The sequence below is a fragment of the Burkholderia sp. FL-7-2-10-S1-D7 genome (genome assembly GCF_001524185.1).
Classification (GTDB): Bacteria; Pseudomonadota; Gammaproteobacteria; order Burkholderiales; family Burkholderiaceae; genus Burkholderia; species Burkholderia diffusa.
In genome coordinates, this window is sequence record NZ_LOWY01000083.1 from 19,371 (window position 1) to 46,074 (window position 26,704).

The following is a 26,704-nucleotide window of genomic DNA, read 5'->3' on the forward strand; positions in this document are numbered from 1 at the left end:
CGATGCGGGCGTTTTTACGTTCGGGGCTCCGGGGATACCGTGACGGCTCAGTCGTCGCCGTCGCGCTGCATCCGCTGCCGCAACTCGGTCACCTGCGATTCGACGACGGTCGCGTCGTCCGCATCGGGCCGCTCGCCGAGATACTGCTCGAGATCCTCGAGTGCCGGGCGCAGATAGTCGAGCCGCGCATAGGCGAAGCCGCGGTCGCGCACCTCGTCGAGTTGTTCCGGCAGCAGGATCACGAGCCGCTGCTGCACGGCAAGCAGCCGCTGCCAGCGTTCCGTCTGCAGGTAGATCGTCTTCAGATTGCGCAGCATCCGCGCGATGATCTCGCGGCTCGTGGCCGGCTGCAGCAGCGCGCGCAACGCGCTGTCGACTGCGCCCGCCGCACGCGCGACGTACGGCTCGAGCATCTCGACCATCTCGGCTTCGGACAGCGAATGGCCGTTGGTCGGATCGATGATCAGATCGCCGTCCGGCAGCGTCACGCGCAGCAGGAAGTGGCCGGGAAACGACACGCCGCGCGCCGGCACGCCGATCTGCTCGGCGAGCTCCAGATACAGCACCGACAGCGAGATCGGGATCCCGCGCCGCCGTTTGAGCACGGCGTTCAGGTGGCTGTTATCGGGGTCGTAGTAATCGTTGTGATTGCACGCGAAGCCGAGCTCGCGGAAGAAGAAGTCGTTCAGCGCGGCGACGCGGCCCTTCAGGTCCGTATCGTCGGCGAGCCGCCGGCGCAGCCGCGCCGCCAGCATGTCGAGTTCGGCCAGCGTGCCCTGCAGGTCGAGGTCGGGATACGCGTCCTGCGCAAGCGACAGCGCGGCTTCCGTGACGGGCAGACTGTCGTCGTCCGCCACGAGCGTGCTGAAGTAGTCGAGGACGCGGGTCATTGCGGTCGTCACTTGGCGCGCCTTCTGAAGTATGCGTATTTGAAGCCCATCACCCACAACATACCGAAATATAGTGCAGCGAACAGCACCAGGCACGCCGCCATCAGCGCGATGCGATCGAGCGGCTGCGCGCGCATGCCGGTCCAGTCGAAGCTGATCGCGCACCAGTGCATCAGGCCCGCGAGCACGAGCGCCGCGCCGATCAGTTGCACGAAGAAGCGCAGCCAGCCCGGCGACGGCTGGTAGATGCCGCGCTTGCGCAGCCCGAGGAACAGCAGCAGCGAGTTCAGGCATGCGCCGACGCCGATGCTCAGCGTGAGGCCCGCAGCGCCGATCAGCGGCACGAACACGTAGTTCGAGATCTGCGTGACGATCAGCACGCCGATCGCGATCTTCACGGGCGTCTTGATGTCCTGCTTCGCATAGAAGCCCGGCGCGAGGATCTTGATCAGGATGATGCCCACGAGGCCGATCCCGTAGGTCGCGAGCGCGCGTGCGACCATCGTGACCGTGTGCGCGTCGAACTTGCCGTAGTTGAAAAGCGTCGCGGTGAGCGGCGTCGCGAAGAAGAACAGCGCGAGCGCGCTCGGCGCCGCGAGCAGGAACGTGACGCGCAGCCCCCAGTCGAGCAGTGCCGAGTATTCGTGCGAATCGGCGTCGACGTGCGCCTTCGACAGGCTCGGCAGCAGGATCGTGCCGAGCGCGACGCCGAGCAGCGCGGTCGGGAATTCCATCAGGCGGTCGGCGTAGTTGATCCACGACACGGCGCCCTGCCCGAGCCGCGACGCGATGTTGGTGTTGATGATCAGCGACAGTTGCGCGACCGACACCGCGAACGTCGCGGGCACCATCTTCGCGAGCACGCGCTTCACGCCGGGATGACGCAGCGCGCGCACCGGGTTGAGGCCGATCAGCGGCACCATGTCGATCTTCTTCAGCCCCGGCAGCTGCACGATGAACTGCAGCACGCCGCCCACGATGACGGCCCATGCGAGCGCATAGACCGGCACCTTCAGGTGCGGCGCGACGAACACGGCCGCGGCGATGAACGCGACGTTGAGCAGCACCGGCGCGAACGCCGGCAGCGAGAAGCTCTTGTAAGTATTCAGCACGCCGGACGCGAGCGTCGTCAGCGAGATGAACACGATGTACGGGAACATGATCCGCGTCATCGTGACCGCGAGCGGGAACGCCTGCCCGTCGGTATGCAGGCCGGACGCGACCGCGAACACGACCCACGACGCGCCGGCGATCCCGAGGACCGACAGCACGGCGAGCGCCCAGGCGAGCACGGTCGACATCGCGTCGACGAGCGCCTTGGTCGCATCGTGCCCCTGCTGGTTCTTGAATTCGGCCAGGATCGGCACGAATGCCTGCGAGAACGCGCCTTCGGCGGACAGGCGGCGCAGCAGGTTCGGGATGCGGAAAGCGACGTAGAACGCGTCGGTGTATTGACTGGCGCCGAACGCACGGGCGATCAGCGTCTCGCGGGCCAGTCCGGTCACGCGCGACAGCAGCGTGAAGCCGCTGACCGTCAGCAGGGCTCGGAATAGATTCATGGGGCGCTTATTATACGGACGTTGCGTGTCCCGGCACGGACGGATGCCGAAAAGGGCCCATGTCGCCGGCGCCCCCGCGCGGCCGGCATCACGTTGACCTTGCCACGCGCTTGATTTTGTTGCTATAATCGCCGGTTTCTGAGCCTGTTACATGCACGGCGGCTGTCGTTTTCATGTCTCGGCCTCGGTTAAAATCACCGTTTTTTATGCGCCCCTGGGCAATCGTTCTCAGGGGACGGATCGAAAAGCAGCGCTTGGCCGTCAGGCTCCAAGCTCTGGAAACAGGACAGGATAAGGAACCGTCATGGCTAACTCCGCACAAGCACGCAAGCGCGCCCGCCAAGCCGCGAAGGCAAATTCGCACAACTCGGCGCTGCGCTCGAAATTCCGTACCGCGATCAAGTCGGTTCGCAAGGCTGTTGAAGCCGGCGACCAGGCAAAGGCTGCCGAGCTGTTCAAGGCTGCCGTGAAGACGATCGACACGATCGCCGACAAGAAGATCGTTCACAAGAACAAGGCCGCTCGCAGCAAGAGCCGCCTCGCCGCAGCCGTCAAGGGCCTGCAGGCAGCAGCGTAAATCCGGTGCGCCCGCTCTCGCGGGCGTTCCTGTTTCCTGCGATCACGAAAAAGCCCGCCTAGGCGGGCTTTTTTGTTGCGCGTCGCCCGCGCATCGCGCCGGGCGACCGTCAGGCGCGGGCGCGGGATGCCCCCTCGCCCGCCGAATTCACTTCTTCTCGTTGTAATCCGGCAACTCGCACGCCTCGGTGACGACGAGGTTGTTGTCCTTCGCGAAGTTCAGCACGAAATCGAACGCCATCGGCTCGATGTCGCGCAGCCGGGAATCGAGGATCACGCATTTCAGGTCGCCGAGCATCGTCGGGCGCACGTACAGCGAATATTTCAGGCGCGCGTTCGGCCCGCTCGCACCCGGCCCGAAACAGGCCATCACGCCGGCCAGACGCTCCGACCAGTCGCTCGGGCGAAACTTTTTCCCGTCTTTCGTGATGCCCTGGATGAAGAATTCGGTCGGAGGGGTTTCAGCCATGTGGTTACCCAAGTGACGGCCCGGCGATGTCCAGGCGACGGCGCCTGGATACGCGAACACAAAGCTGGAGTGGACGACGACACACGCGCTCCGATATCCCGAAAACAGGCCGTCGCTGCGTGCCGCCGGCGCGCCGCACCGGATTTGTGCAGCGCATGGCTTGTGTCCGGCAGAGCGCGAAGAGCCTTGCCTGCCGGGCTGGAGAAAACTTTTGGATTATACCGCAGCGCGACATCGCGCGTCGTCTCGCGCCCCCTCTTCCGGCATCCTCCAGTGTGCGCCACGATCCCGCCCCGGTTTTCGGCGCGGCTCGTCAAAGCACAGAAAATCCTTTATGCTGCTTTGAGTTATCCACACCCGACGGCGGCGCCGTCCGGCCTTGCTGCCGGGTGCAACCCGCCGTATTTCGTTTCATGACCGCCAAAACCATTCGTCACTACCTGCAGTTCAAGGATTTCTCGCTGGAAGACTACGAGTACGTGCTCGAACGCACGGGTATCCTGAAGCGCAAGTTCAAGAACTACGAGACCTATCACCCGCTGCACGACCGCACGCTCGCGATGATCTTCGAGAAGAGTTCGACGCGCACGCGCCTGTCGTTCGAAGCCGGGATCTTCCAGCTCGGCGGCCACGCCGTCTTCATGAGCACGCGCGACACGCAGCTCGGCCGCGGCGAGCCGGTCGAGGATTCCGCGCAGGTCATCTCGCGGATGGTCGACATCATCATGATCCGCACGTTCGAGCAGGAGGTCATCAAGCGCTTCGCGGAGAACTCCCGCGTGCCGGTGATCAACGGCCTGACCAACGAATACCACCCGTGCCAGGTGCTCGCCGACATCTTCACGTACTACGAGCACCGCGGCCCGATCGCCGGCAAGACGGTTGCGTGGGTCGGCGATGCGAACAACATGCTCTATACGTGGATCGAAGCCGCGCAGATCCTCGGCTTCAAGCTGCGCCTGTCGACGCCGCCTGGCTATGCGCTCGACATGAAGCTCGTGTCGCCGGACAGCGCGCCGTTCTACGAAGTGTTCGACGATCCGAACGAAGCGTGCAAGGGCGCCGATCTCGTGACGACCGACGTGTGGACGAGCATGGGCTTCGAAGCCGAGAACGAAGCGCGCAAGCAGGCATTTGCCGACTGGTGCGTCGACGAGGAAATGATGGGCCACGCGAACGCGGATGCGCTCTTCATGCACTGCCTGCCCGCGCACCGCGGCGAGGAAGTGACGGCCGGCGTGATCGACGGCCCGCAGAGCGTCGTGTGGGACGAGGCGGAAAACCGCCTGCACGTGCAGAAGGCGCTGATGGAGTTCCTGCTGCTCGGCCGCCTCAAGCACTGATCGCAGCACCCCGCAGCACCCGAGCGCCGCCGGCATCCGGCGGCATGCAAAAAAGCGCCGATCGTCGATCGGCGCTTTTTGTTTGTACGCGGCGGAAGCGAATGAAATGCGCGGTACGAAAGACCGCGTTACAGGCACACCGGCTCGGGTTCGAGCTCGACACCGAACCGCTCGCGCACGTCAGCCTGGATCGCCCGCGCGAGCGCGAGCACGTCGGCGCCCGTCGCGCCGCCGCGATTCACCAGCACGAGCGCCTGGCGGTCGTGCACGGCCGCCGCCCCCAGCGCGCGCCCTTTCCAGCCGCAGCGGTCGATCAGCCAGCCGGCCGCGAGCTTCACCTGCCCGTCCGGCTGCGGATACGACACGACATCGGGCACGCGCGCGCGCAGTGCGTCGAACTGCGCGGCATCGATCACCGGATTCTTGAAGAAACTGCCCGCGTTGCCGAGCACGAGCGGATCGGGCAGCTTCGCGCGGCGGATCGCGACGACCGCGTCGAACACGTCGCGCGGCGTTGCCGCGTCCGGCGCGATGCCGCGCGCGTCGAGCTCGCGCGTGACGTCCGCGTAGCCGAGCCGCGGCGTCCAGCGCTTGGGCAGCCGAAACGTCACCGATACGATCGCGAAGCGGCCGCGCCCTTCCCGCTTGAAGAAACTGTCGCGATAGCCGAACGCGCAGCGCGCGGCGTCGAAGCGCTCGCTGCGCCCCGTCGCGAGCTCGACGGCGACCAGCGAGTCGAAACAGGTCTTCATCTCGAGGCCGTACGCGCCGATGTTCTGGATCGGCGCGGCGCCGACGGTGCCCGGAATCAGCGCGAGGTTTTCCAGGCCCGGCATCCCGTGCTCGAGCGTCCACGCGACGAACGCGTGCCAGGTCTCGCCGCCGCCGGCCTCGACGTACCACGCGTCGTCGTCCTCGCGCACGACGCGGCGGCCGGCGATCTCGTCGAGCAGCACGACGCCGTCGAAATCGCGCGTGAACACGACGTTGCTGCCGCCGCCGAGCACGAGCTGCGGCAGCGACGCGACGCGCTGGTCGCGGTGCAGCGACTCGAACTGCGCCGCCTGCGTGATGCGCGCGGCAAAGCGCGCCTTCGCGGCGATGCCGAACGTATTGTGCGCAGCAAGCGGATGATCGGGGAGCAGCGACAGGGCGGAATCGTCAGGAGGCATCGGCATTCGCGGTCACGTCCGCCGGGCGGGCTCACGGCCGGCCTTGGGCAAACGGAGGGGCATCGGTAAAATGGCAAACAGTCCGCAATTATAGCGAGTGCCCGCGCGCGAGCCGGGCGCACGCATCTCAAGGGAGAATGCCATGCCATCGTTCGACGTCGTTTCCGAAGCGAACATGATCGAAGTGAAGAACGCCATCGAGCAGTCGAACAAGGAAATTTCGACGCGCTTCGACTTCAAGGGCTCCGACGCGCGCGTCGAGCAGAAGGAGCGCGAGCTGACGCTGTTCGCCGACGACGATTTCAAGCTCGGCCAGGTCAAGGACGTGCTGATCAACAAGCTCGCGAAGCGCAACGTCGATGTGCGCTTCCTCGACTACGGCAAGGTCGAGAAGATCGGCGGCGACAAGGTCAAGCAGATCGTCACCGTGAAGAAGGGCGTGACGGGCGACCTCGCGAAGAAGATCGTCAGGCTCGTGAAAGACAGCAAGATCAAGGTGCAGGCGAGCATTCAGGGCGACGCGGTGCGCGTGGCCGGCACGAAGCGCGACGACCTGCAGAGCGTGATCGCGATGCTGCGCAAGGACGTGACCGACACCCCGCTCGACTTCAACAACTTCCGCGACTGATCGACGCCATCGACCGCCGCGTCGCCGGTCACGCCGCGCCGCCGGGCCCCGTATGCCGGGCGCCCCTGCGGGCGGCAGCAGTCATCCCCTTCCTCAAACTTTCCCGCCGTCCTGCGCGCCACCGTCGGACGCGGCCTTCTTCTTGTCGCCGATCCGGCTTTCCTGCCCCGCCAGCAGCTTCGAGATGTTGCCGCGGTGACGCCACACGAGCAGCACGCTCATCGCGAGCACGGCCCACGCGACCGGGTTGTGGCCGGTGCCGAACAGGAACACGTCGAACACCGGTGCGAACACGGCCGCAACCAGCGCCGCGAGCGACGAATAGCGGAAGAAGAACGCGACGATCAGCCAGGTCAGCGCGGTCGCCAGGCCGAGCACCGGATGCACGGCGAGCAGCACGCCGGCCGCGGTCGCCACGCCCTTGCCGCCCTGGAAGCGGAAGAACACCGGATACAGGTGGCCGAGGAACACGGCAATCGCGACCCACGCAACGGCGACGTCGGGCAACCCGAAGTGCCGCGCGAGCCAGACGGCGAGCCAGCCCTTGAATGCGTCGCCGACGAGCGTCAGGATCGCGGCCTTCTTGTTGCCGCTGCGCAGCACGTTGGTCGCGCCGGGATTCTTCGACCCGTACGAACGGGGATCGGCCAGGCCCATCGCGGCGCTGACGACGACGGCGAACGACACCGAACCGATCAGGTAGGCAACAAGTGCGGCGAGCAGGATCTGCATGCGGAGAACTCTTCTTTCAACGTATCGGTGAAGGGGCGGCCGGGCGCGGCATGCCGGCCGGTTGCGGCGGGCGCCGTCGCGGCGAACCGCCGGGAGGCCGTTTCGGCCGGTCGTGCGGTCCGACCGGCCGAAACGGCGCCCATTCTACCGAACGAGCACGGCCTGCCACGAAGGTGAAACCCTCAGTCGACGCTTGCGCACTGCACGGGCGTCGCGCCGAGCAGCGTCGTGAGCACCGCCGGCGCGAGGCTGACGAGATAGCCGCGGCGGCCGCCATTCAGGTAGATCGTCGGCAATTCGAGGATGGTCGACTCGACGTACACGGGCATCGTCTTGCGCGTGCCGAACGGCGACGTGCCGCCGACCAGATAGCCGGAATGGCGGTTCGCGACGTCGGGCTTGCACGGCTCGACGCGCTTCGCGCCGATCTGCCGCGCGAGGTTCTTGGTCGACACCGTGCGGTCGCCGTGCATCAGCACGATCAGCGGCTTCGCGTGCTCGTCCTCCATCACCAGCGTCTTCACGACGCAGTGTTCGTCGACGCCGAGCTGGCGCGCCGACTCGCCGGTGCCACCATGCTCGACGTAATCGTACGGATGCTCGCCGAAGGCGACGCCGTGCCGGCGCAGCAGCTGGGTCGCGGGTGTCTCGGACACGTGTCTGGATTTGCTCATGGCGGCATTTTAATGGCGAACGACCGGCGGGCGGGCGTCAACCCACGATCGCACCGTCGCGTGTTCGCGGCGGCGTGCCGCGCACCGGCGGTATACTCGCGGCCCTTTTGCACCCGTATCCCGGGCGAGCACCCGTCGCCGCGGCGCACCTGTCCGTCAGTCCGTCCGCCCATCATCATTGCGGACATTGCGAAGCGCTATTGCCCGATTGACCGATTGTGGCGCGCCCGCCGTCATGGCACGATCGTTCGCAAAACTGGCCGCGCCGCCGCCCGGCCCTTCTTCTGGAGACGCCATGTCCTCGCCTGTCCGTTCATCCGCGCCGCTCGACGTCCCGGCGTTGCTCGCCGCGTTGCCCGGCCGCATCGCCGACGTGCCCGCCCGCTGGGCCGCGCAAGCGCCCGCGCATCCGGCGCTGATCGAGGACGCGCGCCGCCTGTCGTACGGCGAGCTGTCGCGAGCGGTCGATGCGGCCGCCGAGCGGCTCGCGCGCCTCGGCGTGCACGGCGGCGATCGCGTGATGATCGTCGCGGAAAACAGCGTCGCGCAGATCGTGCTGCTGTTCGCGGCCGCGCGCATCGACGCATGGGCGCTCGTGTCGAACGCCCGGCTGTCGGCCGGCGAACTCGATGCGATCGCCGCGCACGCGCGCCCGAAGCTGATCGCATTCGCGACGGAGACGTCGCCCGATGCGCGCGCACACGCGGCACGCCACGACGCGACGCCGGCCGACACGCTGCCGGTCGACATCGGCGCGTGGTCTTACCGCGTCGACACGAGCGCGCCCGACGAACCGGTGGCGGCCGATGGCGCCGCGCAATGCGCGGCGCTGATCTACACGACGGGCACGACGGGTGCGCCGAAAGGCGTGATGCTGTCGCACCGCAACCTGCTGTTCATCGCGGCGACGTCGAGCGCGCTGCGCCGCGTGTCGCCGGACGACGTCGTCTATACGGTGCTGCCCGTGTCGCACGTGTACGGGCTCGCGTCGGTCTGCCTCGGCAGCCTGTACGCGGGGGCGACGCTGCGGCTTGCACCGCGCTTCTCGCCGGAGGCCGTGCGCGTCGCGCTCGCCGACGAAGGCGTGACGATCTTCCAGGGTGTACCCGCGATGCACGCGAAGCTCCTCGAGCACCTGCACACGCACGCGCACGCGTGGCACGCGCCGCGGCTGCGTTTCGCGTATTCGGGCGGCTCGCCGCTCGACGCCAACCTGAAGGCGCGCGTCGAGCGCATGTACGGCGTGCCGCTGCACAACGGCTACGGAATGACCGAGAGCAGCCCGACGATCACGCAGACGCCGCTCGACGCGCCGCGTGCCGACTGCTCGGTCGGCGTGCCGATCCCGGGCGTCGAGATGCGGATCGTCGCGCCGGACGGCACGGACGTGCCGCAGGGTGAAGTGGGTGAAATCCGCGTGCGCGGGCCGAACGTGATGCTCGGCTACTACCGCAACGCGGATGCCACACGCGCAGCCGTGTCTCCGGACGGCTGGCTGAGCACCGGCGATCTCGCGCGCCAGGAAGCCGACGGCTCGGTGACGATCGCGGGCCGCAGCAAGGAGCTGATCATCCGCTCGGGCTTCAACGTCTATCCGGTCGAAGTCGAACAGGCGCTGAACGCGCACCCGGACGTCGTGCAGGCGGCCGTCGTCGGCCGCGCGGTCGAGGGCAACGAGGAAGTGCTCGCGTTCGTCGAGCTGGTGCCGGGCGCGACGGCGACCGAGGCCGCGCTGCAGGCGTGGTGCGCACAACGGCTCGCGCCTTACAAGCGGCCCGCGCGCATCCGCGTGCTCGATGCGCTGCCCGCCGCATCGACGGGCAAGGTGTTGAAGCACAAGCTGCGCGAACTCGCGTGACGCGCGGGTGCGGCCCGCATCCCGCAGGTGGCCGACGCGCGCCGCGCTAGCCGCGCGGGTGGTGCTGCGCGTGCAGCGTCTTCAGCCGCTCGCGCGCGACGTGCGTGTAGATCTGCGTGGTCGAGATGTCGCTGTGGCCGAGCAGCAGCTGCACGACGCGCAGGTCGGCGCCGTGGTTCAGCAGATGTGTCGCGAACGCGTGCCGCAGCGTATGCGGCGACAGGTGCGCGCGCACGTCGGCCTGCTGCGCGTGCCGCTTGATGATGTTCCAGAACTGCTGGCGCGTCATCCCGTCGCCGCGTCCGGTCACGAACAGCGCGTCGGCCGCGCGCGCGCCGAGCAGCGCGGGCCGCGCGTCGCGCAAGTAGCGCTCGATCCAGCCGTGCGCGACTTCGCCGAACGGCACGAGCCGTTCCTTCGAGCCCTTGCCCATCACGCGCACGACACCCTCGTTGAGCCCGACCTCGACGGTCTTCAGCGTGACGAGTTCGCTCACGCGCAGCCCGCTCGCGTACATCAGCTCCAGCATCGTGCGATCGCGCAGGCCGAGCGGCGTGCCGATGTCGGGCGCGCCGAGCAGCGCTTCGACCTGCGCCTCGGACAGCGTCGACGGAAACCGTGCGGCCTGTTTCGCCGACGTGATGCGCAGCGTCGGGTCCGCGTTCGCGCGATGCTCTCGCACGGCCCAGCCGTAATAGCGACGGAACACCGACAACCGCCGGTTCGACGATGTCGCCTTGCCGTCGCTGCGCGCGGCGATGTAGCCGGTCACCATCGCTTCGTCGGCCGAGTCGAGCGACGCGTCGTGCGTCGCGGCCAGCCATTGCGAAAACAGCATCAGATCGCGCCGGTACGCATCGAGCGTGTTGCGCGCGAGCCCGTGCTCGAGCCACAGCGCATCGCAGAACACGTCGATCGACGCGCGGCTCGCGAGCAGCGCGGGCGATGCCGCGGCCTCGTCGCTGTCGGCGTCGGGCGCGGGGTCGGGGGAAAGCAAGGGGTCACTCATCAGTACGGCACGCCTTCGTGCGCCAGCAGCCAGCGCTTCACTTTCTGGTAATAGCCATTGTCGTCGTGGTTCGCGAAGCCGCCGAGGCCGCCTGCCGCCACGACGCGATGACACGGAATCACGAGCGGGAAATAGTTCGCGCCGCACGCCTGGCCGACCGCGCGTGGCGCGCTGCCGATCCGCTTCGCGACCTGCCCGTAGGTCAGCACTGCACCCGGCGGAATGTCGCTGATCACGTTCCACACGCGATGCTGGAAGGCACTCCCGACGTCGGCGAGCGGCAGGTCGAAACGCGCCGACGCGCGTTCGAAATAACGTTCGATCTGCTTGACCGCGCGCTTCGCGAGTGGCGAGTCCGGATCGACCGATCTGACCGACTCGGGCAGATAGACGATCTCGCGCACCACCGCGGCATCGGTGCGAATGCCGACCTTGCCGAACGGTGCGTCGATGACTGCGTTGAACATGAGCTTCTCCTCACCGGTGAAACGCGCGGCGCCGCCGCGCGCCGACGACACTTTACGCCGCCTTCACGCGGCACGCAGCGCCCATTCGACATGCTCGCGCACGACCGGCGACGGATCGTCGGCCCGTGCACGCAACGCGGCGACGATCGCGTCGCGCGCATCGGGCGCGAGCCGATCGGCCGGCGCGCGCAACGCATTGCCGAGCCCGACCGCGAGATTGCGCAGCCAGCTTTCGTAACCGATGCGCCGGATCGCGCTGCCCTGCATCCGCGTGTCGAACGAGTCTGCATCCCAGCCGAACAGCTCGACGAGCGTCGCGCGGTCGAGACCGTGCCGCACGTCGAAATCGGCGACGGGTGCGGCCTGCGCGAACTTGTTCCACGGGCACACGAGCTGGCAGTCGTCGCAGCCGTATACGCGGTTGCCGATCATCGGCCTCAGCGGCTCCGGAATGCTGCCTTTCAGTTCGATCGTCAGGTAGGAAATGCAACGGCGCGCGTCGACGCGATACGGTTCGACGATCGCGCCGGTCGGGCACGCGCCGATGCAGCGCGTGCAACTGCCGCAGTGCGCGCCGGGTGTCTCGGGCGCGACGTCGGGCGCGGTTTGCGCGTCGGTCGGCAACGGAATGTCGACATAGATCTCGCCGAGGAAGAACAGCGAACCCGCGTCGCGCTGCAGCAGCAGCGTGTGCTTGCCGCGCCAGCCGACGCCGGCCTTCTGCGCGAGCTCGACCTCGAGCACGGGCGCCGAATCGGTGAACACGCGGTAGCCGAACGCGCCGATCTCTTGCTCGATGCGCTCCGCGAGCGTCTGCAGCCGGTTGCGCAGCACCTTGTGATAGTCGCGGCCGCGTGCGTAGATCGACACGACGGCCGCCTGCGGATCGTCGAGACGCGCACGCTCGCGTGCGCGCCAGTCGTGCGGCACGAGCGCGCCAGACGACGCATCGGGCGCGTCGGCGGCAAGCGTTTCGGCCGGCAGATAGGCGAGCCGCGCGGAGATCACGCGTCGCGTACCGGCCACAAGTTCGGCCGGCCGCGCGCGTTTCATCCCGTGTTTCGCCATATAATCCATTTCGCCGTGGCACCCGGCTTCCAGCCAGGCGGCGAGGCCTGCTTCGGCATCCGAGAGATCGGTATCGCTGATGCCGATCGCCCCGAAACCCAATTCGCGCCCCCACGCCCTGATGCGAGCGGCGAGCGCTGTCAACGTCGCATCATCGAGCGCGCACGGTGCCGCGCCTTCGGCACGTGTCGAAGGCCTGTCGGATGCGGCGAGTTCCGGTAATCGGTTCATCGCACTATTTTACGAGAATGCCAGCCACGTCCCATACGCCTCATGCCGACACGCTGCCCGTCCCGCTCGCGGAGCGCGTGTTCGCACTCGCCGACGAAGCGGCGACCGAGGCCTTCGGCACCCGCTTCGCGCACGCGCTCGACGCGGCACGCAGCGAACTTGCCCATGCACACGCGTTCGACGGGCTGCAAATCCAGCTGATCGGCGACCTCGGCGCGGGCAAAACGACCCTCGTGCGCGCGATCCTGCGCGGCCTCGGCCACCCGGGGCGCGTGCGCAGCCCGACCTACACGCTCGTCGAACCTTACGCATTCGCACGCGACGATGGGGAACTTGAGGTCTATCACTTCGATCTGTATCGATTCAACGATCCGGCCGAATGGTCCGACGCCGGCTTTCGCGAGTATTTCAATTCCAGCGCGATTTGCCTCGTCGAATGGCCGCAACAGGCGGGCACCCTGCTCGGCGTGCCCGATCTGGTTTTCTCGCTCGACGTGGATGGCGACGGCCGCGCCCTCACCGTCCGGGCGTTCAGCGCTTCAGGAAAGGCATGTCTCGAAAGATGTTGATCAAACCGTTCCGCTCGATCGAATCGGCGGCCACCGCGACGCACAACTGGCGGCGCCGTCAGATCCTGCGCGCGGGCGCGTCGACGCTGGTGCTCGGTCTCGTCGCGCCGCGGCTCGCGCACGCGTCGTCGGTGCTCGGCGTGCGCGTGTGGCCCGCGCGCGATTACACGCGCGTCACGATCGAATCCGACCAGCCGCTGCAGAATAGCCAACAACTGCTGCAGAGTCCCGACCGGCTCGTCGTCGACCTGAACGGCCTCGATCTCGACCAGGCGCTGCGCGACCTCGTCTCGAAGATCGCGCCGAACGATCCGCAGATCCAGTCGGTGCGCGTCGGCCAGTATCAACCGCACGTCGTGCGGATGGTGTTCGACCTGAAAGGTTCGGTGAAGCCGCAGGTGTTCACGCTGCCGCCGGTCGGCACCTACAAGTACCGGCTCGTGTTCGACCTGTATCCGGCCGTCGCGCCCGATCCGCTGACCGACCTGATCGCGCAGACGGAGCGCAAGGAGCAGGCGCTCAACGACACGGCGCGCGCGCAGCAGATGCAGCCGCCGAGCGCGCTGAACGGGCCGGCGACGCCGCCCGTCGCGGGCAACGACAACAGCGACGCGTTCTTCCAGCGCTTCGCGCAGAACACGCCGGCCACGCCGCGCACGCCGCCGGCCGCCGCGACGCCTTCCGCGCCCGCGAAGCCGGCCGTCAAGCCGCCGCCCGTCATCGCACGCCGCGACGACAGCGAAGACGATGGCGACACCTACAAGTTCACCGCGCCGAAATCGGGCAAGGGCGGCACCGTGCGCCTGCTGACGGTCGCGATCGATCCGGGCCACGGCGGCGAGGATCCGGGCGCGATCGGCGGCGGCGGCACGTACGAGAAACACATCGCGCTCGACATCGCGAAGAAGCTGCGCGCGAAGATCGACGGCGCGCCGAACATGCGCGCGATGATGACGCGCGACGCCGACTTCTTCGTGCCGCTGAACGTGCGCGTGCAGAAGGCGCGCCGCGTCGGCGCCGACCTGTTCGTGTCGATCCACGCGGATGCGTTCACGACGCCGTCCGCGCGCGGCTCGTCGGTGTTCGCGCTGTCCGACCACGGCGCGTCGAGCGCCGCGGCACGCTGGCTCGCGAACAAGGAGAACTCGTCCGACCTGATCGGCGGCATCAACATCAAGACACAGGACGCGGCAGTCAGCCGCGCGCTGTTCGACATGTCGACGACCGCGCAGATCCGCGATTCGCTGCGCTACGGCAATTACGTGCTGAAGGAAGTCGGCGGCATCAACAAGCTGCACAAGGGCTCGGTCGAGCAGGCCGGGTTCGCGGTGCTGAAGGCGCCCGACATTCCGTCGATCCTTGTCGAGACCGCGTTCATCAGCAACCCTGACGAAGAACGCAGGCTCAACGACGACAGCTATCGCGACGAGATGGCCGACGCGATCTTCCGCGGCATCAAACGTTACTTCGCCGCGAATCCGCCGCTCGCGAAGAACCGGATGGCCTGACCCGGCCGCCTTCCCCGCCGCCGGCACGCGCTGCGTGCCGGCGCGTCACGACGCCGCGAAGCGGCGCACCAGCTTTGCGCCGAACACGTTCACCGCGAGCCCGCCCATCACGAGCGCGGCGCCGATCAGTTGCGCGTTCGTCAGATGCTCGTCGAGCAGCAGCGCCGACGACGCCAGCCCGACGATCGGCACCAGCAGCGAGAACTGCGCGACCTGCGCGGCCGGATAGCGCGACATCAGGCGGCTCCACAAGCCGTAGCCGACGAGCGTCGCGACGAACGCGAGATAGACGACCGCGAAGATCGACGCGCCGTCGAGCCCGGCCAGCGCGGCCCCGATCCGCTGCGGCCCCTCGAACCAGAGCGACAGCAGGAAGAACGGCACGGGCGGCACGAGGCTCGCCCACACGACGAGCGACACCAGATTGGCCTTGCCAACCTTCTTCGTGACGATATTGCCGAACGCCCACATCGCGGCCGAGCAGATGGTCAGCAGGAAGCCCGCGAGCGTCATCGCGCGACCGCCCTGCGCCGCGATCACGACGAGCCCGCCCGCGGCGATCGCGAGCCCGATCAGGTTCTGCACACGCAGCCGCTCGCCGAGGAACAGCATCGCGAACACGAGCGTGAAGAATGCCTGCGACTGCAGCACGAGCGACGCGAGGCCGGCCGGCATACCGACATACATGCCGGTAAACAGGAACACGAACTGGCCGAGCTGGATCGTCGCGCCATACAGGATCAGCATCCGCCACGGAATCTGCGGCCGGCGCACGAAGAACACCGCGGGCACCGCCGCGAGCGTGAAGCGCAGCGCGCCGAGCAGCATCGGCGGCATGCCGTGCAGGCCAACCTTGATCACGACGAAGTTCACGCCCCACGCCAGGATCACGACCAGCGCGAGCAGCAAGTCCTTCGTGGCCATCATCGGCGTCTCCTCAATTGTCGGATGGTTTCCTGAAGCCGATCAGTCTACCGAATTTCGCCGTGCGGCCCGATACCCGCGCGGAGCGCATGGAATCGGCGACGGGTACGACGACGTGGCGCCCGCACGACGCGTGCCCGCACGTCCGCAACACCCGTGAATCATTTCGCACGCGCCCCCGACACGCGCGTTGCCACCGCGCCGCCAGTACAATGACCGGCATCCCAGCCGTAGCCCACGAGGCCGCCATGACCGATTCGATCAAAGCCCTGCTCAAGCCGCACATCCGCGACATCGGCAACCTGCAGGTGCGCCGCACGCTGCCCGCGCTCGCCGCGCGCCTCGTCGGTCCGTTCATCTTCTTCGATCACATGGGGCCCGCGACGCTGCCGGCCGGCACCGGGCTCGACGTGCGCCCGCACCCGCACATCGGGCTCGCCACCGTCACCTACCTGTTCGACGGCGCGATCCTGCACCGCGACAGCCTCGGCTCGCTGCAGGAGATCGTGCCGGGCGACGTGAACTGGATGACGGCCGGTCGCGGCATCGTCCATTCGGAGCGCACGCCCGACGCTCAGCGTGCGAGCGGCCACACGGTGCACGGGATCCAGACCTGGGTCGCGCTGCCCGTCGCCCACGAGACCACCGAGCCGTCGTTCGAGCACCATGCGGCCGACACGCTGCCCAAGCGCGACGAGAACGGCGTGTCGCTGACGGTGATCGCCGGCGACGCGTTCGGCCTGCGCTCGCCCGTCAAGACGTTCACGCGCACACTGTACGTGGCCGCCGAATTCGCGGCCGGCGGCCGCCTGGAACTCGACGCGTCGCACGAGGAGCGCGCGGTCTACGTGGTCGACGGCGATCTTTCGATTGACGGCACGCCGGTGCCGGCCGAACAGATGGCCGTGCTCGCGCCCGGCGCCACCGTCACGCTCGCGAGCGGCAGCGGCGCACGCGCGATGCTGCTGGGCGGCCAGAAGATCGACGGCGAGCGCTTCATCGAATGGAACTTCGTCGCCAGCAGCCGCGACGCGATCGAGCGCGCGAAACATGCGTGGACGAACCAGGAAATGGGCAAGGTGCCCGGCGAAACCGAGTGGATTCCGCTGCCCGAATCGAAGCCGCGTTGAAAAAGGGGCACACTGCCCCCATCCTGACGACATTCGAACGGAAGAGAACGACATGGACACCACGCTTGCCACTTTCGAGAAAGACGTCATCGAGGCGTCGCTGGACACGCCCGTGCTGGTCGACTTCTGGGCGCCGTGGTGCGGCCCCTGCAAGACGCTCGGTCCGTTGCTCGAAAAGCTCGAAGCCGACTACGAAGGCCGCTGGAAGCTCGTGAAGGTGAACGTCGACGAAAACCAGGAGCTCGCCGCGCACTTCCAGACGCGCAGCATCCCGCACGTGATCGCGTTCGCCGACGGGCGTCCCGTCGACCAGTTCATCGGCGTGCTGCCGGAAGGCCAGTTGCGCGCGTTCCTCGACCGGCTGCTGCCGGCGCCCGACGAAGCCGAACGCCGCGCCGCGCAATATGCGATCGCCGAATCGCGCTACGACGACGCGCTCACCCACCTCGAAGCGGCGCTCGCGCTGAACCCCGGCTTCGACGACGCACGGCTCGACCTGATCGAACTGCTGCTCGCGAACAACCAGGTGGACATCGCGCGCGCCGAGGCCGAGCGCCTGTCGCCGGAGACGGTACAAAGCGCCGATCCGCGCTATCAGGCGATCAAGACCCGTTTCGATGCGCTCGACGCGACGGCCGATCTGCCGCCGACCGACGCGCTCGAAGCGCGCATCGCGGCGGACCCCGCCGATCTCGAGGCACGCTTCGACCTCGCGCAAAGCCTGATCGCGCGACGCGCATACGAAGGCGCGCTCGAGCAGTTGCTGGAAATCGTGTTGCGCGACCGCGCGTATGGCGACGACCTCGGCCGCCGCACGATGATCTCGGTGTTCGAGCTGGCGGGCGATCGCCCCGAACTCGTCGCCGCATGGCGGCGAAAGCTGAGCATGGCGCTCAACTGACGAACGACCGGCCGGGCCGCGATGGCCTGGCCGGATCGCGTTGCCGCGCGCGGCAGGTCTGCCGCGCCGCGACATTGCGTTGCGCGTCGACCGGTTCCCCGATCAGCCCGGGGCCCGCGCCGCGATCGCGCGCAGCGCATGCGCGGCGGCCGCGAAGCCGAAGCTCGCGGTCACGCACACGCTCGAACCGAACCCCGCGCAGTTGAGCCCCGCGACATGCGCGGCGGCGGACGGCTCCGCGCCGTCCTCGATGTCGCACGCGGCCGCTTCCGGATAGATCAGCGGCTCGTCCGAATACACGGCGCTGACCTTGAAGCGCGCCTTCGGCCCGCGTGGAAAGCCGTGCTGCTTGCGCAGCTGCGCGCGCACTTTCGACAGCAGCGGATCCTGGATCGTCAGCGCGAGATCGTCGATGCGGATGCGTGTCGGGTCGAGCTGCCCGCCCGCGCCGCCGACCGTGACGAGCGGCTGCCCTTTTGCGATGCACCACGCGATCAGCGCGACCTTCGTGCGCACGCTGTCGATCGCGTCGACCACGTAGTCGAAGCCGCCGCCGAGCAGTGCGTCGAAGTTGTCGGGTTCCGCGAAATCCTCGATCCGGTTCACACGGCAAGCGGGATCGATCAGCGCGATCCGCTCGGCCATCGCGTCGACCTTCGGCTTGCCGTAATTGCCGTCGAGCGCGTGGATCTGCCTGTTCGTATTGCTTTCCGCGACGTTGTCGAGATCAATCAGCGTCAGCGTGCCGATCGCGCTGCGTGCGAGCGCCTCGGCCGTCCACGACCCGACGCCGCCGATGCCGATCACGGCGACGTGCGCGCGTTCGAACGCCGCGAGTGCGGGCGCGCCGTACAAGCGCGCGATGCCGCCGAAGCGGCGCTCGCGATCCACGTCAAGCTGGATTGTCGGGCTCGGGGTAAGATCAGAAGAACTGTGCGGGGCAGTGTCGGCAGCGGGCATGGCAGCAAGGAAAACGTAAGTCGTGCAGCCCTCTATTTTGCCTGAACTCCCCGTCGGCACGCGCCCCTGTGCACGCACGATTCTCGCGCGTTCGCTATACTGGCCCCAGATTGAAGCGTTTGCATAACATGACGACTCTCGCCGATCTCCGCATCAATTATTCGCGTGCTTCGCTCGACGAAGCCGACGCCGCCCCGAACCCCTTCGCCCAGTTCGATCGCTGGTTCAAGGAGGCGCTCGACGCCAAGCTCCCCGAGCCCAACACGATGACGCTCGCCACCGTCGGCGACGACGGCCGGCCGTCGGCCCGAATCGTGCTTATCAAGGGTGTCGACGAACGCGGGTTCGTCTTCTTTACCAATTACGAAAGCCGCAAGGGCCGCGATCTCGCCGCCAATCCGCACGCGGCGCTGCTGTTCTACTGGATCGAGCTGGAGCGCCAGGTGCGCATCGAAGGCCGGATCGAGAAAACCAGCGCCGACGAAAGCGACCGCTATTTCGCGTCGCGCCCGCTCGGCTCGCGCATCGGTGCGTGGGCGTCCGAGCAGAGCGCCGTGATCGACAGCCGCGCGACGCTCGAAGCGCGTGAAAAGGCCGTGACCGAACGCTACGGCGAGAACCCGCCGCGCCCGCCGCACTGGGGCGGTTACCGCGTCGTGCCCGACGCGATCGAGTTCTGGCAGGGCCGCCCGTCGCGGCTGCACGACCGCCTGCTCTACACGCGTGACGCCGCGGCAGGGTCGGGCTGGACGATCTCGCGCCTGTCGCCGTAAGCGCGGCTGCCGCGGTGCCGGCGCGCCGGCCGTGTCTCGTGTTGCATCCGGGCGCCCGCCTCGCAAGGGGCGTGCGCCGGTCAAGATACTTGGCTGTATTCGATTCAACGAACAAACGGAGAATCCAAATGTTCTGGGAAAAGAAGCTGGCACAGTGGGCGGACGAAGTACGGGCGAAAGCGAACATACCGGCGCGACTCGTGTTGTGGAACGGCGATCAACTCGATTTCGGCACCTTCAGCGCGCCGCAGGTCACGCTTAAGGTCAACAGCGCGTCGGCGTTGCCGCTCCTGCTCGAACCGAGCCTCGACAATCTCGGCGAGGCGTACGTGAAGGGCAAGATCGACATCGAGGGCAGGCTGTCGGACATCATCAACATCAGCTACTCGCTCGCGCGCAGCACGGTCACCAGTGCGAGCAAGCTCGCGCGCGTGAAGCGCTACTTCAATCACACGAAAAACACCGACAAGAAGGCGATCCAGTATCACTACGACGTCTCGAACGCGTTCTACCAGCTGTGGCTGGACGAAAACATGGTGTATTCGTGCGCGTACTTCGAGAACGGCGACGAGGATCTCGCGACCGCGCAGATCAAGAAGATCGACCATATCCTGACCAAGATCCAGCTCGAGCCCGGCCAGCGCCTGCTCGACATCGGTTGCGGCTGGGGCGCGCTCGTGTTGCGCGCCGCGCAGAAGTTCGGCGCGACGTGCCTGGGCGTGACGCTGTCGCAGAACCAGTTCGATCTCGCGACCGCGCGCGTGAAAGCCGCCGGGCTCGAGGACAAGATCGAGATCCGCCTGCAGGACTACCGCGAAATCGAGGGACAGTTCGACCGCATCACGAGCGTCGGGATGTTCGAGCACGTCGGCCGCAAGAACCTGCCACTCTATTTCTCGCGCGTGCGCGACCTGCTGACCGACGACGGCATCGCGATGAACCACGGGATCACGTCGACCGACGCGGAAAGCGGCGAAACGGCGCTCGGCGGCGGCGAATTCATCGACCGCTACGTGTTCCCGGACGGCGAGCTGCCGCACATCAGCCTCGCGCTCGAAGCGGCGCAGCGCGGCGGGCTCGAGGCGATTGACGTCGAAAGCCTGCGGCGGCACTATGCGCGCACGCTCGAGATCTGGACCGAGAACTTCGAGGCGAAGGCGGAAGAGGCGCGCGCGCTCGTCGACGACGAAAAATTCCGCATCTGGCGCGTGTATCTCGCCGGTTGCGCGTATGCGTTCGAGCACGACGACGTGTCGATCTTTCAGATCGTGTGCCGCAAGGCCGGACGCAGCGCGAAAACGCTGCCGTGGTCGAGGCGCTATATGTACGAACACACGCTGCCGCGCTAGGCGGCACTTCACGCTGGGCATGCATGGGTGACGGCAGGACGCGGCGCAGCACGCCGCCGCAACGACAGCAGCGCGACGAACCGGACGGGTCGCACGCCGACGGGCAGTTCGACCTGTTCGGCGCGTCGCCCGACGACGCGCGCGCGGCCGCGCCCGCGAACGACGACAACCCTGATGGCGCCGGCGAACGCGCGACGCCGGACGAACACGACGCTGCGCGACCGCCAAAGTCGCCTGCGCGCACCGGCCGTGCATCGCCCGGCGCGTGCGCCGATCAGGAACCCGAACCGTCCCCTGCTTCCGGCCTGCTATGGGACGAACCGTCGCCGCCGACCGCGCCGCCGAAGCAGGCCCGGCGTCGGCGCGGCGTGCCGCCAGCACCGGTTTCCGCGGAAGTCGCCGACGCGGCGGCCGCGCTGCCGCCGAACGTGCGCCTCGGCACATCGTCGTGGTATTTCCCCGGCTGGGACGGCATCGTCTACGACGGCGATTTCGCGCAGACGAAGCTGTCTCGCGAGGGGCTCGAGGCGTACGGAGCGCATCCGCTGCTGAAGAGCGTGAGCCTCGACCGGTCGTTCTACGGGCCGGTGTCGGTGGCCGACTACCTGCGCTACGCGCAACAGGTGCCGGACGACTTCCGCTTCGTCGTGAAGGCGCCGGCGTCCGTCACCGATGCGGTCGTGCGCGGCCGGCGCGGCGAGCCGTCGGGCCCGAACCCGACCTTTCTCGACGCGCAGCTCGCCACGCGCGAATTCGTGCAGCCGTGCCTCGAAGGGCTCGGCAGGAAGGCCGGCGTGCTGGTGTTCCAGTTTTCTCCGATGCCCGATCAACTGCTCGCCGAACCGGCCGCGCTGATCGATCGGCTGTCGGCATTCTTCGCGGCGCTGCCGACGCTGCCGCCGGACGCCGACGGCACCCGCTACGCGATCGAGATCCGCGACGCGAGCCTGCTCACGCCGCGCTTCATCCGCGCGCTCGCGGCGCTCGGCGTGCGCTACTGCGTCGGCCTGCATGCGCGGATGCCCGACCCGCTGCGCCAGGCAGCCGCGCTCGCGCTGCTCGACGGCGATGCGCCGGGCCCGCTGATCGTGCGCTGGAGCCTGCATGGCGGCTTCAAGTACGAACAGGCAAAAGCGAAATACGAGCCGTTCGACACGCTCGTCGACGAAGATCCGGCCACACGCTCGGCGCTCGCCGAACTGGCCGCGCGCTACGCGCTGGCCGGACAGCCCGTGATCATCACGATCAACAACAAGGCGGAAGGCTCCGCGCCGCTGTCGTGCCTCGCGCTCGCGCGCGAGATCGCCGCGGCGTGCGCGCAGTGGCGCAGCGAGGCGGCGTAAGCATCGCGGCGCGGGCGCCGCTTGCGCGTCGGCGAACCGGTTACGCGCCGCGCAGCGACTTCAGCCGGTGCGAGAACTTCTGGCGGAATTTCGCGAGCTTCGGCCCGATCACGACCGAGCAATAGCCCTGCCCCGGGTTGCGCGCGTAATAGTTCTGGTGATAGTCCTCGGCCGGCCAGTAGTTGCCGTCGAGCGGCACGACCTGCGTGACGATCGGCTGCCCGAACACCTGCTCGCGCTCCAGTTCGCGGATCACGTCGAGCGCGACGTCGCGCTGCGCGTCCGAATGTGTGAACACGACCGAACGGTATTGCGTGCCGACGTCGTTGCCCTGCCGGTTCAGCTGGGTCGGATCGTGCGTCGCGAAGAAGATCTCGAGGATCTCGCGATAACCGATGCGCGCCGGATCGAACGTCACGTTCACGACCTCCGCGTGACCGGTATCGCCGTCGCATACGTCGCGATAGCCGGGATTGCGCGTATGGCCGCCTGCATAGCCCGACTGGACGGCCGTCACGCCGTCGACGTCGAGAAACACGGCCTCCGTGCACCAGAAGCACCCGCCGCCTACAGTCGCGGTTTCAAGCATCTCGTTCACCATGAAATCATTACCTCGTTGATGACAACGGCCGGCACGCGGGCGCGCGCCGGGGTCGCCGGTCCGTATCGCCGCGGCCCGGTTGCCCGGTGCGCAGCGGCAGCGTTCAAGTATCTCACTCGTGCGCGAATCCGGCAGAACGGCATGCGCGCCGCGCACCACCGGCCGCGCGTTTCTCGTCTACACTTAGGCACGCCTCGCCGCAACGGCACACCGTCCGGCTGCGCGCAGCGTCCGATGCATGCCCGTCCTGATGCCAACATCATCCGCCGGAACATCGATATGCACGCCTCAGCAGAAAGCGCCCGCATCGCGGGCCCGACCGCCGTCGCTTTCACCGCACCCTCGCGCCGCCGTGCGCCCGTTGCGCCGCATGCGCGGCGATCGGGCGCACCGCGTTTCCCTGCTTTCCCGACCTGATGCACCGCACCGCGCGTCCTCCATCGCGCGGCCGCCGGAGCATTCCCGTCACGCAACCTGTTCGACCCGCACGTTCGCAGCGAACGTCCGTGCACCCGTGATCAGATACGACCGAGAGAGGCACCACGATGAGCATGCGGCCTGACCCGACATTTCACGCTTCGCCGGAACTTGCGATGCAGGCGCCGGCGGAGGAGTTTGCCTATACGTTGTTGCTGAGCCCCGATTTTTCCAGACCCGACGCGCTCGCCGTGATCGACGTGAAACCCGGCTCGGCGACCTACGGCAAGATCGTGCACACGGTGACGATGCCGAACACCGGAGACGAATTCCACCACTTCGGCTGGAATGCGTGTTCGTCGTCGCTGTCGCCGCTGACCGGCCACGCATTCCTCGAACGCCGCTTCCTGATCATCCCGGGCCTGCGTTCGTCGCGGATCTACGTGATCGACACGAAGCCGCACCCGACTCAGGCGCGCATCCACAAGATCATCGAGCCCGACGAGGTGTTCGCCAAGACGGGCTATTCGCGGCCGCATACGGTGCATTGCGGCCCCGAAGGCATCTATGTGAGCACGCTCGGCGGCGCGGGCAAGGACGGCACCGACGGCGCGCCCGGCATCTTCATCATGGACTGCGAGACCTTCGACGTGCTCGGCCGCTGGGAGATCGACCGCGGCTCGCAGGACAAGCATTACGACTTCTGGTGGAACCTGCCGCGCGACTACATGGTGTCGAGCGAATGGGCGCTGCCGCCGCAATTCGAGAACGGCATCGTGCCGGAGGACTTGCTCGCGAACAAGTACGGGCACCGGCTGCATTTCTGGGACCTGCGCGCGCGGCGCAACGTGCAGACGATCGATCTCGGCGCGCAGCACCAGATGGCGCTCGAGGTGCGGCCCGCGCACGATCCGGTGCGCGAATACGGGTTCGTCGGCGTCGTGGTCGACACGACCAATCTCGAAGGCTCGATCTGGACCTGGTGGCGCGAAGGCGGCCAGTTTCATGTGAAGAAGACCGCGACGATTCCGCCCGAACCGGCCGCGGCCGACGAACTGCCGCCGCTGCTCAAGGGTTTCGGCGCGGTGCCGCCGCTCGTGACCGACATCGACCTGTCGCTCGACGACCGCTTTCTGTACGTGTCGTGCTGGGGCACTGGCGAGATGCGCCAGTACGACGTGTCGGATCCGCATCACCCGGTGCTCGCGGGGTCGGTGCGTATCGGCGGGATCGTGCGTCGCGCGCCGCACACGAACGGCCGCGCGTTCGCCGGCGGCCCGCAGATGGTGGAAATCAGCCGCGACGGCCGGCGCGTGTACTGGACCAACTCGCTCTACTCGACGTGGGACGACCAGTTCTATCCGGACGGCGTGCCGGCCGCGCAGGTGCTCGCGCATGCGGGGCCGAACGGCGGGCTGACGCTCGCCGACGACTACTGGGTCGACTTTCCCGACGGCTATCGCGCGCACCAGATCCGGCTCGAAGGCGGCGACTGCTCGACCGACTCGTTCTGCTATCCGTCGGTCAAGCGTTGAGCGCCAGCCTCTCCGCGCCGCTCGCGCTGTGGGCGGCCGTGCTCGCGAGCGGCGTCTATCACGGGCTCAATCCGGCGATGGGCTGGCCGCTCGCGGTGTCGAACGCGCTGATGACGCGCCGCGGCGGCGCGCTCATCGCGGCGCTCGGCTATCTCGCGCTCGGCCATGCGCTCGCGGTATTCATGGTGATGCTGCCGTTCGGGCTGCTTGCGGCGATGCTTGCGTGGCAGTCGGCGATCCGAATCGGCGCGAGCGCGCTCGTGATCGGCTTCGGCGTGGCGCTGCTGATCCGGCGGCGGCATCCGCGTGCGCTCGCGCGGATACCGCCCGCGCGGCTCGGACTGTGGTCGTTCGCGGTTGCGCTCGCGCACGGCGCGGGGCTGATGCTGGTGCCGATCTACCTCGGGCTCTGCGGGTTCGACCGGGACGCCGGCGATCGCGCGGCGGCCACGCTCGTCGATGCGCATCTCGGGATCGCACTCGTCGTCGCAGCCGTGCATGCAGCCGCGATGTTCGGCACGGGCGGCGTGCTCGCGTGGCTCGTGTACCGCTATCTCGGGCTGAAGTTCGTCGCGCGGAGCTGGTTCAATCTCGATGCGGTGTGGGCGTCCAGCCTGATCCTGACGGGTGCGCTGGCGCTCACGCTGGCGGCGGCGCGTTAGCGCCCGGCGCGCGGAGCGGCCTCGGACGGCGCGCAACGAAAGGAGCGGGAACGACCGCTCCAGCACGACGCCGGCGCCGCGCGACAGTGTTCGCTACCTCACGCTAGCCTCGCGATGCGCCGTCCGTACGGGTCCGGCGGTCGCGATTCCGCTAAAATCGGGCCATGCGCACCACTTCCCAATCGACCGCCCCGGCCTTGTCGCCTTTCGTCCGCCGCGCCCGTTGCAGCCGCCGCGCGCCGCGCCCGTCCGTTTCGTTCCGGATGGCCGCCCGATGAACCACGCCACCCCGCCGGATTTCGACTCGGCCGCCTTTCGCCAGGCGCTCGGGCAGTTCGCGACCGGCGTCACGGTCATCACGACGCGTGCGCCGTCCGGGCAGCTGATCGGCATCACCGCGAGCTCGTTCAACTCGGTGTCGCTCGACCCGCCGCTCGTGCTGTGGAGCCTCGCGCACAAATCGGCGTCGACCCCGGTGTTCCGCAACAACAGCCATTACGTGGTGAACGTGCTCGCGGCGTCGCAGCTCGACCTGTGCAAGCGCTTCTCGACCTACAAGGGCGACCGCTTCGAAGGGATCGCGCACGCGGCCGGCAACTCGGGCATGCCGGTGCTCGACGGCGCGCTCGCGTGGTTCGAATGCCACAACCGCAGCCGCTACGACGAAGGCGACCATGTGATCTTCGTCGGCGAAGTGGAGCGCTGCGGCGTGCGTGCCGCGTCGGATGCCGCAGCGCCGCTCGTGTTCCACGGCGGCGGCTTCCACGGCCTCACACAGCTTTGATCGACCCCATGCGCGCCAGCCCGACCGGCGCGCCCGCTTCGTCCTTCAGCGTCTGCAGCACGATGTTCGAACGGATGTCCATCACGCCCGGCGCCTTGTAGAGCCGGTTCAGCACGAAATCCGAATAGTGCTTGAGGTTGTGCGCGAGCACCCGGAGCAGATAGTGGCTCTCGCCCGTCACGACGAACGCGCCGACCACCTCCGGCCATTCGCGCAGCGCTTCCGCGAAGCGCTCGTGCCATTGATTCTCTTCGTTGCGCATCGACACCTGCACGAACGCCTCGAGCTCGAAGCCGAGCTTCTCGCGGCTCAGGCACGCGCGATAGTGCTCGATCACGCCCTGCTCCTCGAGCAGGCGCATCCGGCGCAGACAGGCGGACGGCGAAAGCGAGATCCGTTCCGCCAGGTCGAGATTGCTGATTCTGCCTTCCTCCTGCAATACCGCCAGAATCCGGCAGTCGGTGGCATCGAGCGTGATCGCGTGCATTTTTGGTCCCCGTTTTCCCTCTGAGTCGAATTATCTGCCAATCCGGCGGATTGTCCATGTTTATTTCGCAAGCACTTTCTGCGAG

Annotated in this window: 27 protein-coding genes; 14 read left to right on the top strand and 13 right to left on the bottom strand. The window is 67.7% G+C overall.

What is annotated here, in order from left to right; genetic code table 11:
- Positions 1-47: 47 nt before the first annotated feature.
- Positions 48-890, bottom strand: coding sequence for a SirB1 family protein (locus WS75_RS24400; RefSeq protein WP_059684368.1), 843 nt, complete (start codon positions 888-890; stop codon positions 48-50).
- An 8-nt stretch (positions 891-898) separates the two neighbouring features.
- Positions 899-2,449, bottom strand: coding sequence for a murein biosynthesis integral membrane protein MurJ (gene murJ, locus WS75_RS24405; protein ID WP_059684074.1), 1,551 nt, complete (start codon positions 2,447-2,449; stop codon positions 899-901).
- Between the two features lie 304 nt (positions 2,450-2,753).
- On the opposite strand from murJ, the gene rpsT reads away from it, so the two are divergent.
- Positions 2,754-3,026, top strand: a complete 273-nt coding sequence (gene rpsT / locus WS75_RS24410; RefSeq protein ID WP_006482211.1) for a 30S ribosomal protein S20 — start codon at positions 2,754-2,756, stop codon at positions 3,024-3,026.
- Positions 3,027-3,173: 147 nt separating this feature from the next.
- On the opposite strand, the gene WS75_RS24415 is transcribed toward rpsT, so the two are convergent.
- A complete protein-coding gene (locus tag WS75_RS24415; RefSeq protein WP_006762342.1) occupies positions 3,174-3,494 on the bottom strand; it encodes a DUF3579 domain-containing protein in 321 nt (106 codons plus the stop codon).
- A 413-nt stretch (positions 3,495-3,907) separates the two neighbouring features.
- On the opposite strand from WS75_RS24415, the gene argF reads away from it, so the two are divergent.
- Positions 3,908-4,837, top strand: coding sequence for an ornithine carbamoyltransferase (argF, locus tag WS75_RS24420; protein WP_059607996.1), 930 nt, complete (start codon positions 3,908-3,910; stop codon positions 4,835-4,837).
- 128 nt (positions 4,838-4,965) lie between these two features.
- On the opposite strand, the gene murB is transcribed toward argF, so the two are convergent.
- A complete protein-coding gene (murB, locus tag WS75_RS24425; RefSeq protein ID WP_059684076.1) occupies positions 4,966-6,015 on the bottom strand; it encodes a UDP-N-acetylmuramate dehydrogenase in 1,050 nt (349 codons plus the stop codon).
- A gap of 136 nt (positions 6,016-6,151) precedes the next feature.
- Here murB and WS75_RS24430 point away from each other — a divergent pair, with 136 nt between their 5' ends.
- The gene (locus WS75_RS24430) at positions 6,152-6,637 is read left to right on the top strand and encodes a YajQ family cyclic di-GMP-binding protein (protein WP_006762345.1); all 486 of its coding nucleotides are present in this window, start codon (positions 6,152-6,154) and stop codon (positions 6,635-6,637) included.
- A 93-nt stretch (positions 6,638-6,730) separates the two neighbouring features.
- Here WS75_RS24430 and plsY read toward each other — a convergent pair whose 3' ends face one another.
- Together plsY and ybaK are read right to left on the bottom strand one after the other, a co-directional pair.
- The gene (plsY, locus tag WS75_RS24435) at positions 6,731-7,369 is read right to left on the bottom strand and encodes a glycerol-3-phosphate 1-O-acyltransferase PlsY (RefSeq protein WP_059684079.1); all 639 of its coding nucleotides are present in this window, start codon (positions 7,367-7,369) and stop codon (positions 6,731-6,733) included.
- A gap of 182 nt (positions 7,370-7,551) precedes the next feature.
- A complete protein-coding gene (gene ybaK, locus WS75_RS24440) occupies positions 7,552-8,043 on the bottom strand; it encodes a Cys-tRNA(Pro) deacylase (RefSeq protein WP_059607993.1) in 492 nt (163 codons plus the stop codon).
- A 295-nt stretch (positions 8,044-8,338) separates the two neighbouring features.
- On the opposite strand from ybaK, the gene WS75_RS24445 reads away from it, so the two are divergent.
- Entirely contained in the window at positions 8,339-9,901 is a 1,563-nt protein-coding gene (locus tag WS75_RS24445) for a class I adenylate-forming enzyme family protein (RefSeq protein ID WP_059684082.1), read from the top strand.
- Positions 9,902-9,947: 46 nt separating this feature from the next.
- On the opposite strand, the gene xerD is transcribed toward WS75_RS24445, so the two are convergent.
- The 3 genes from xerD to queG form a co-directional block, all read right to left on the bottom strand.
- Positions 9,948-10,910, bottom strand: a complete 963-nt coding sequence (gene xerD, locus WS75_RS24450; protein WP_059684085.1) for a site-specific tyrosine recombinase XerD — start codon at positions 10,908-10,910, stop codon at positions 9,948-9,950.
- Positions 10,910-11,377 (bottom strand): methylated-DNA--[protein]-cysteine S-methyltransferase, encoded by a 468-nt coding sequence (locus WS75_RS24455; RefSeq protein ID WP_059684370.1) that lies wholly within the window; start codon positions 11,375-11,377, stop codon positions 10,910-10,912. The genes xerD and WS75_RS24455 overlap by 1 nt, the downstream gene beginning before the upstream one ends.
- 63 nt (positions 11,378-11,440) lie before the next feature.
- Positions 11,441-12,676, bottom strand: a complete 1,236-nt coding sequence (gene queG, locus WS75_RS24460; RefSeq protein WP_059684087.1) for a tRNA epoxyqueuosine(34) reductase QueG — start codon at positions 12,674-12,676, stop codon at positions 11,441-11,443.
- Positions 12,677-12,693: 17 nt separating this feature from the next.
- Between queG and tsaE the strand changes: the two genes are divergently transcribed.
- The gene (tsaE, locus tag WS75_RS24465) at positions 12,694-13,245 is read left to right on the top strand and encodes a tRNA (adenosine(37)-N6)-threonylcarbamoyltransferase complex ATPase subunit type 1 TsaE (protein ID WP_059684090.1); all 552 of its coding nucleotides are present in this window, start codon (positions 12,694-12,696) and stop codon (positions 13,243-13,245) included.
- Positions 13,227-14,753 (top strand): N-acetylmuramoyl-L-alanine amidase, encoded by a 1,527-nt coding sequence (locus tag WS75_RS24470; RefSeq protein ID WP_059684092.1) that lies wholly within the window; start codon positions 13,227-13,229, stop codon positions 14,751-14,753. Before tsaE ends, WS75_RS24470 begins: the two co-directional genes overlap by 19 nt.
- A 45-nt stretch (positions 14,754-14,798) precedes the next feature.
- Here the strand turns inward: WS75_RS24470 and WS75_RS24475 are convergent, their stop codons facing one another.
- Complete coding sequence (locus WS75_RS24475; RefSeq protein WP_179948949.1) at positions 14,799-15,677, bottom strand: EamA family transporter; 879 nt, start codon at positions 15,675-15,677, stop codon at positions 14,799-14,801.
- Positions 15,678-15,925: 248 nt separating this feature from the next.
- Between WS75_RS24475 and WS75_RS24480 the strand changes: the two genes are divergently transcribed.
- Both WS75_RS24480 and trxA read left to right on the top strand, forming a co-directional pair.
- Positions 15,926-16,807, top strand: coding sequence for a pirin family protein (locus WS75_RS24480; protein WP_059684098.1), 882 nt, complete (start codon positions 15,926-15,928; stop codon positions 16,805-16,807).
- Positions 16,808-16,859: 52 nt separating this feature from the next.
- Positions 16,860-17,708 carry a thioredoxin gene (gene trxA, locus WS75_RS24485; protein ID WP_059684100.1) on the top strand — a complete coding sequence of 283 codons (849 nt, stop codon included), beginning with the start codon at positions 16,860-16,862 and terminating at the stop codon, positions 17,706-17,708.
- A gap of 102 nt (positions 17,709-17,810) precedes the next feature.
- Here trxA and tcdA read toward each other — a convergent pair whose 3' ends face one another.
- On the bottom strand, positions 17,811-18,668 hold the full coding sequence (gene tcdA, locus WS75_RS24490) for a tRNA cyclic N6-threonylcarbamoyladenosine(37) synthase TcdA (protein WP_059684103.1): 858 nt from the start codon (positions 18,666-18,668) through the stop codon (positions 17,811-17,813).
- Between the two features lie 128 nt (positions 18,669-18,796).
- Between tcdA and pdxH the strand changes: the two genes are divergently transcribed.
- From pdxH to WS75_RS24505, 3 genes are all read left to right on the top strand, one after another.
- A complete protein-coding gene (gene pdxH, locus WS75_RS24495; RefSeq protein WP_059684105.1) occupies positions 18,797-19,441 on the top strand; it encodes a pyridoxamine 5'-phosphate oxidase in 645 nt (214 codons plus the stop codon).
- Positions 19,442-19,569: 128 nt separating this feature from the next.
- The gene (locus WS75_RS24500; protein WP_059684107.1) at positions 19,570-20,790 is read left to right on the top strand and encodes an SAM-dependent methyltransferase; all 1,221 of its coding nucleotides are present in this window, start codon (positions 19,570-19,572) and stop codon (positions 20,788-20,790) included.
- Positions 20,791-20,813: 23 nt separating this feature from the next.
- A complete protein-coding gene (locus WS75_RS24505; RefSeq protein WP_059684110.1) occupies positions 20,814-22,133 on the top strand; it encodes a DUF72 domain-containing protein in 1,320 nt (439 codons plus the stop codon).
- 40 nt (positions 22,134-22,173) lie between these two features.
- On the opposite strand, the gene msrA is transcribed toward WS75_RS24505, so the two are convergent.
- On the bottom strand, positions 22,174-22,734 hold the full coding sequence (msrA, locus tag WS75_RS24510; protein ID WP_059684111.1) for a peptide-methionine (S)-S-oxide reductase MsrA: 561 nt from the start codon (positions 22,732-22,734) through the stop codon (positions 22,174-22,176).
- A 545-nt stretch (positions 22,735-23,279) separates the two neighbouring features.
- Here msrA and WS75_RS24515 point away from each other — a divergent pair.
- From WS75_RS24515 to WS75_RS24525, 3 genes are all read left to right on the top strand, one after another.
- On the top strand, positions 23,280-24,686 hold the full coding sequence (locus tag WS75_RS24515; protein ID WP_059684113.1) for a selenium-binding protein SBP56-related protein: 1,407 nt from the start codon (positions 23,280-23,282) through the stop codon (positions 24,684-24,686).
- On the top strand, positions 24,683-25,348 hold the full coding sequence (locus WS75_RS24520) for a hypothetical protein (protein ID WP_059684115.1): 666 nt from the start codon (positions 24,683-24,685) through the stop codon (positions 25,346-25,348). Before WS75_RS24515 ends, WS75_RS24520 begins: the two co-directional genes overlap by 4 nt.
- 274 nt (positions 25,349-25,622) lie before the next feature.
- Complete coding sequence (locus WS75_RS24525; RefSeq protein WP_059540126.1) at positions 25,623-26,132, top strand: flavin reductase family protein; 510 nt, start codon at positions 25,623-25,625, stop codon at positions 26,130-26,132.
- Here the strand turns inward: WS75_RS24525 and WS75_RS24530 are convergent.
- The gene (locus WS75_RS24530; protein WP_059607977.1) at positions 26,119-26,619 is read right to left on the bottom strand and encodes an Lrp/AsnC family transcriptional regulator; all 501 of its coding nucleotides are present in this window, start codon (positions 26,617-26,619) and stop codon (positions 26,119-26,121) included. The genes WS75_RS24525 and WS75_RS24530 overlap by 14 nt on opposite strands.
- Positions 26,620-26,704: the final 85 nt, after the last annotated feature.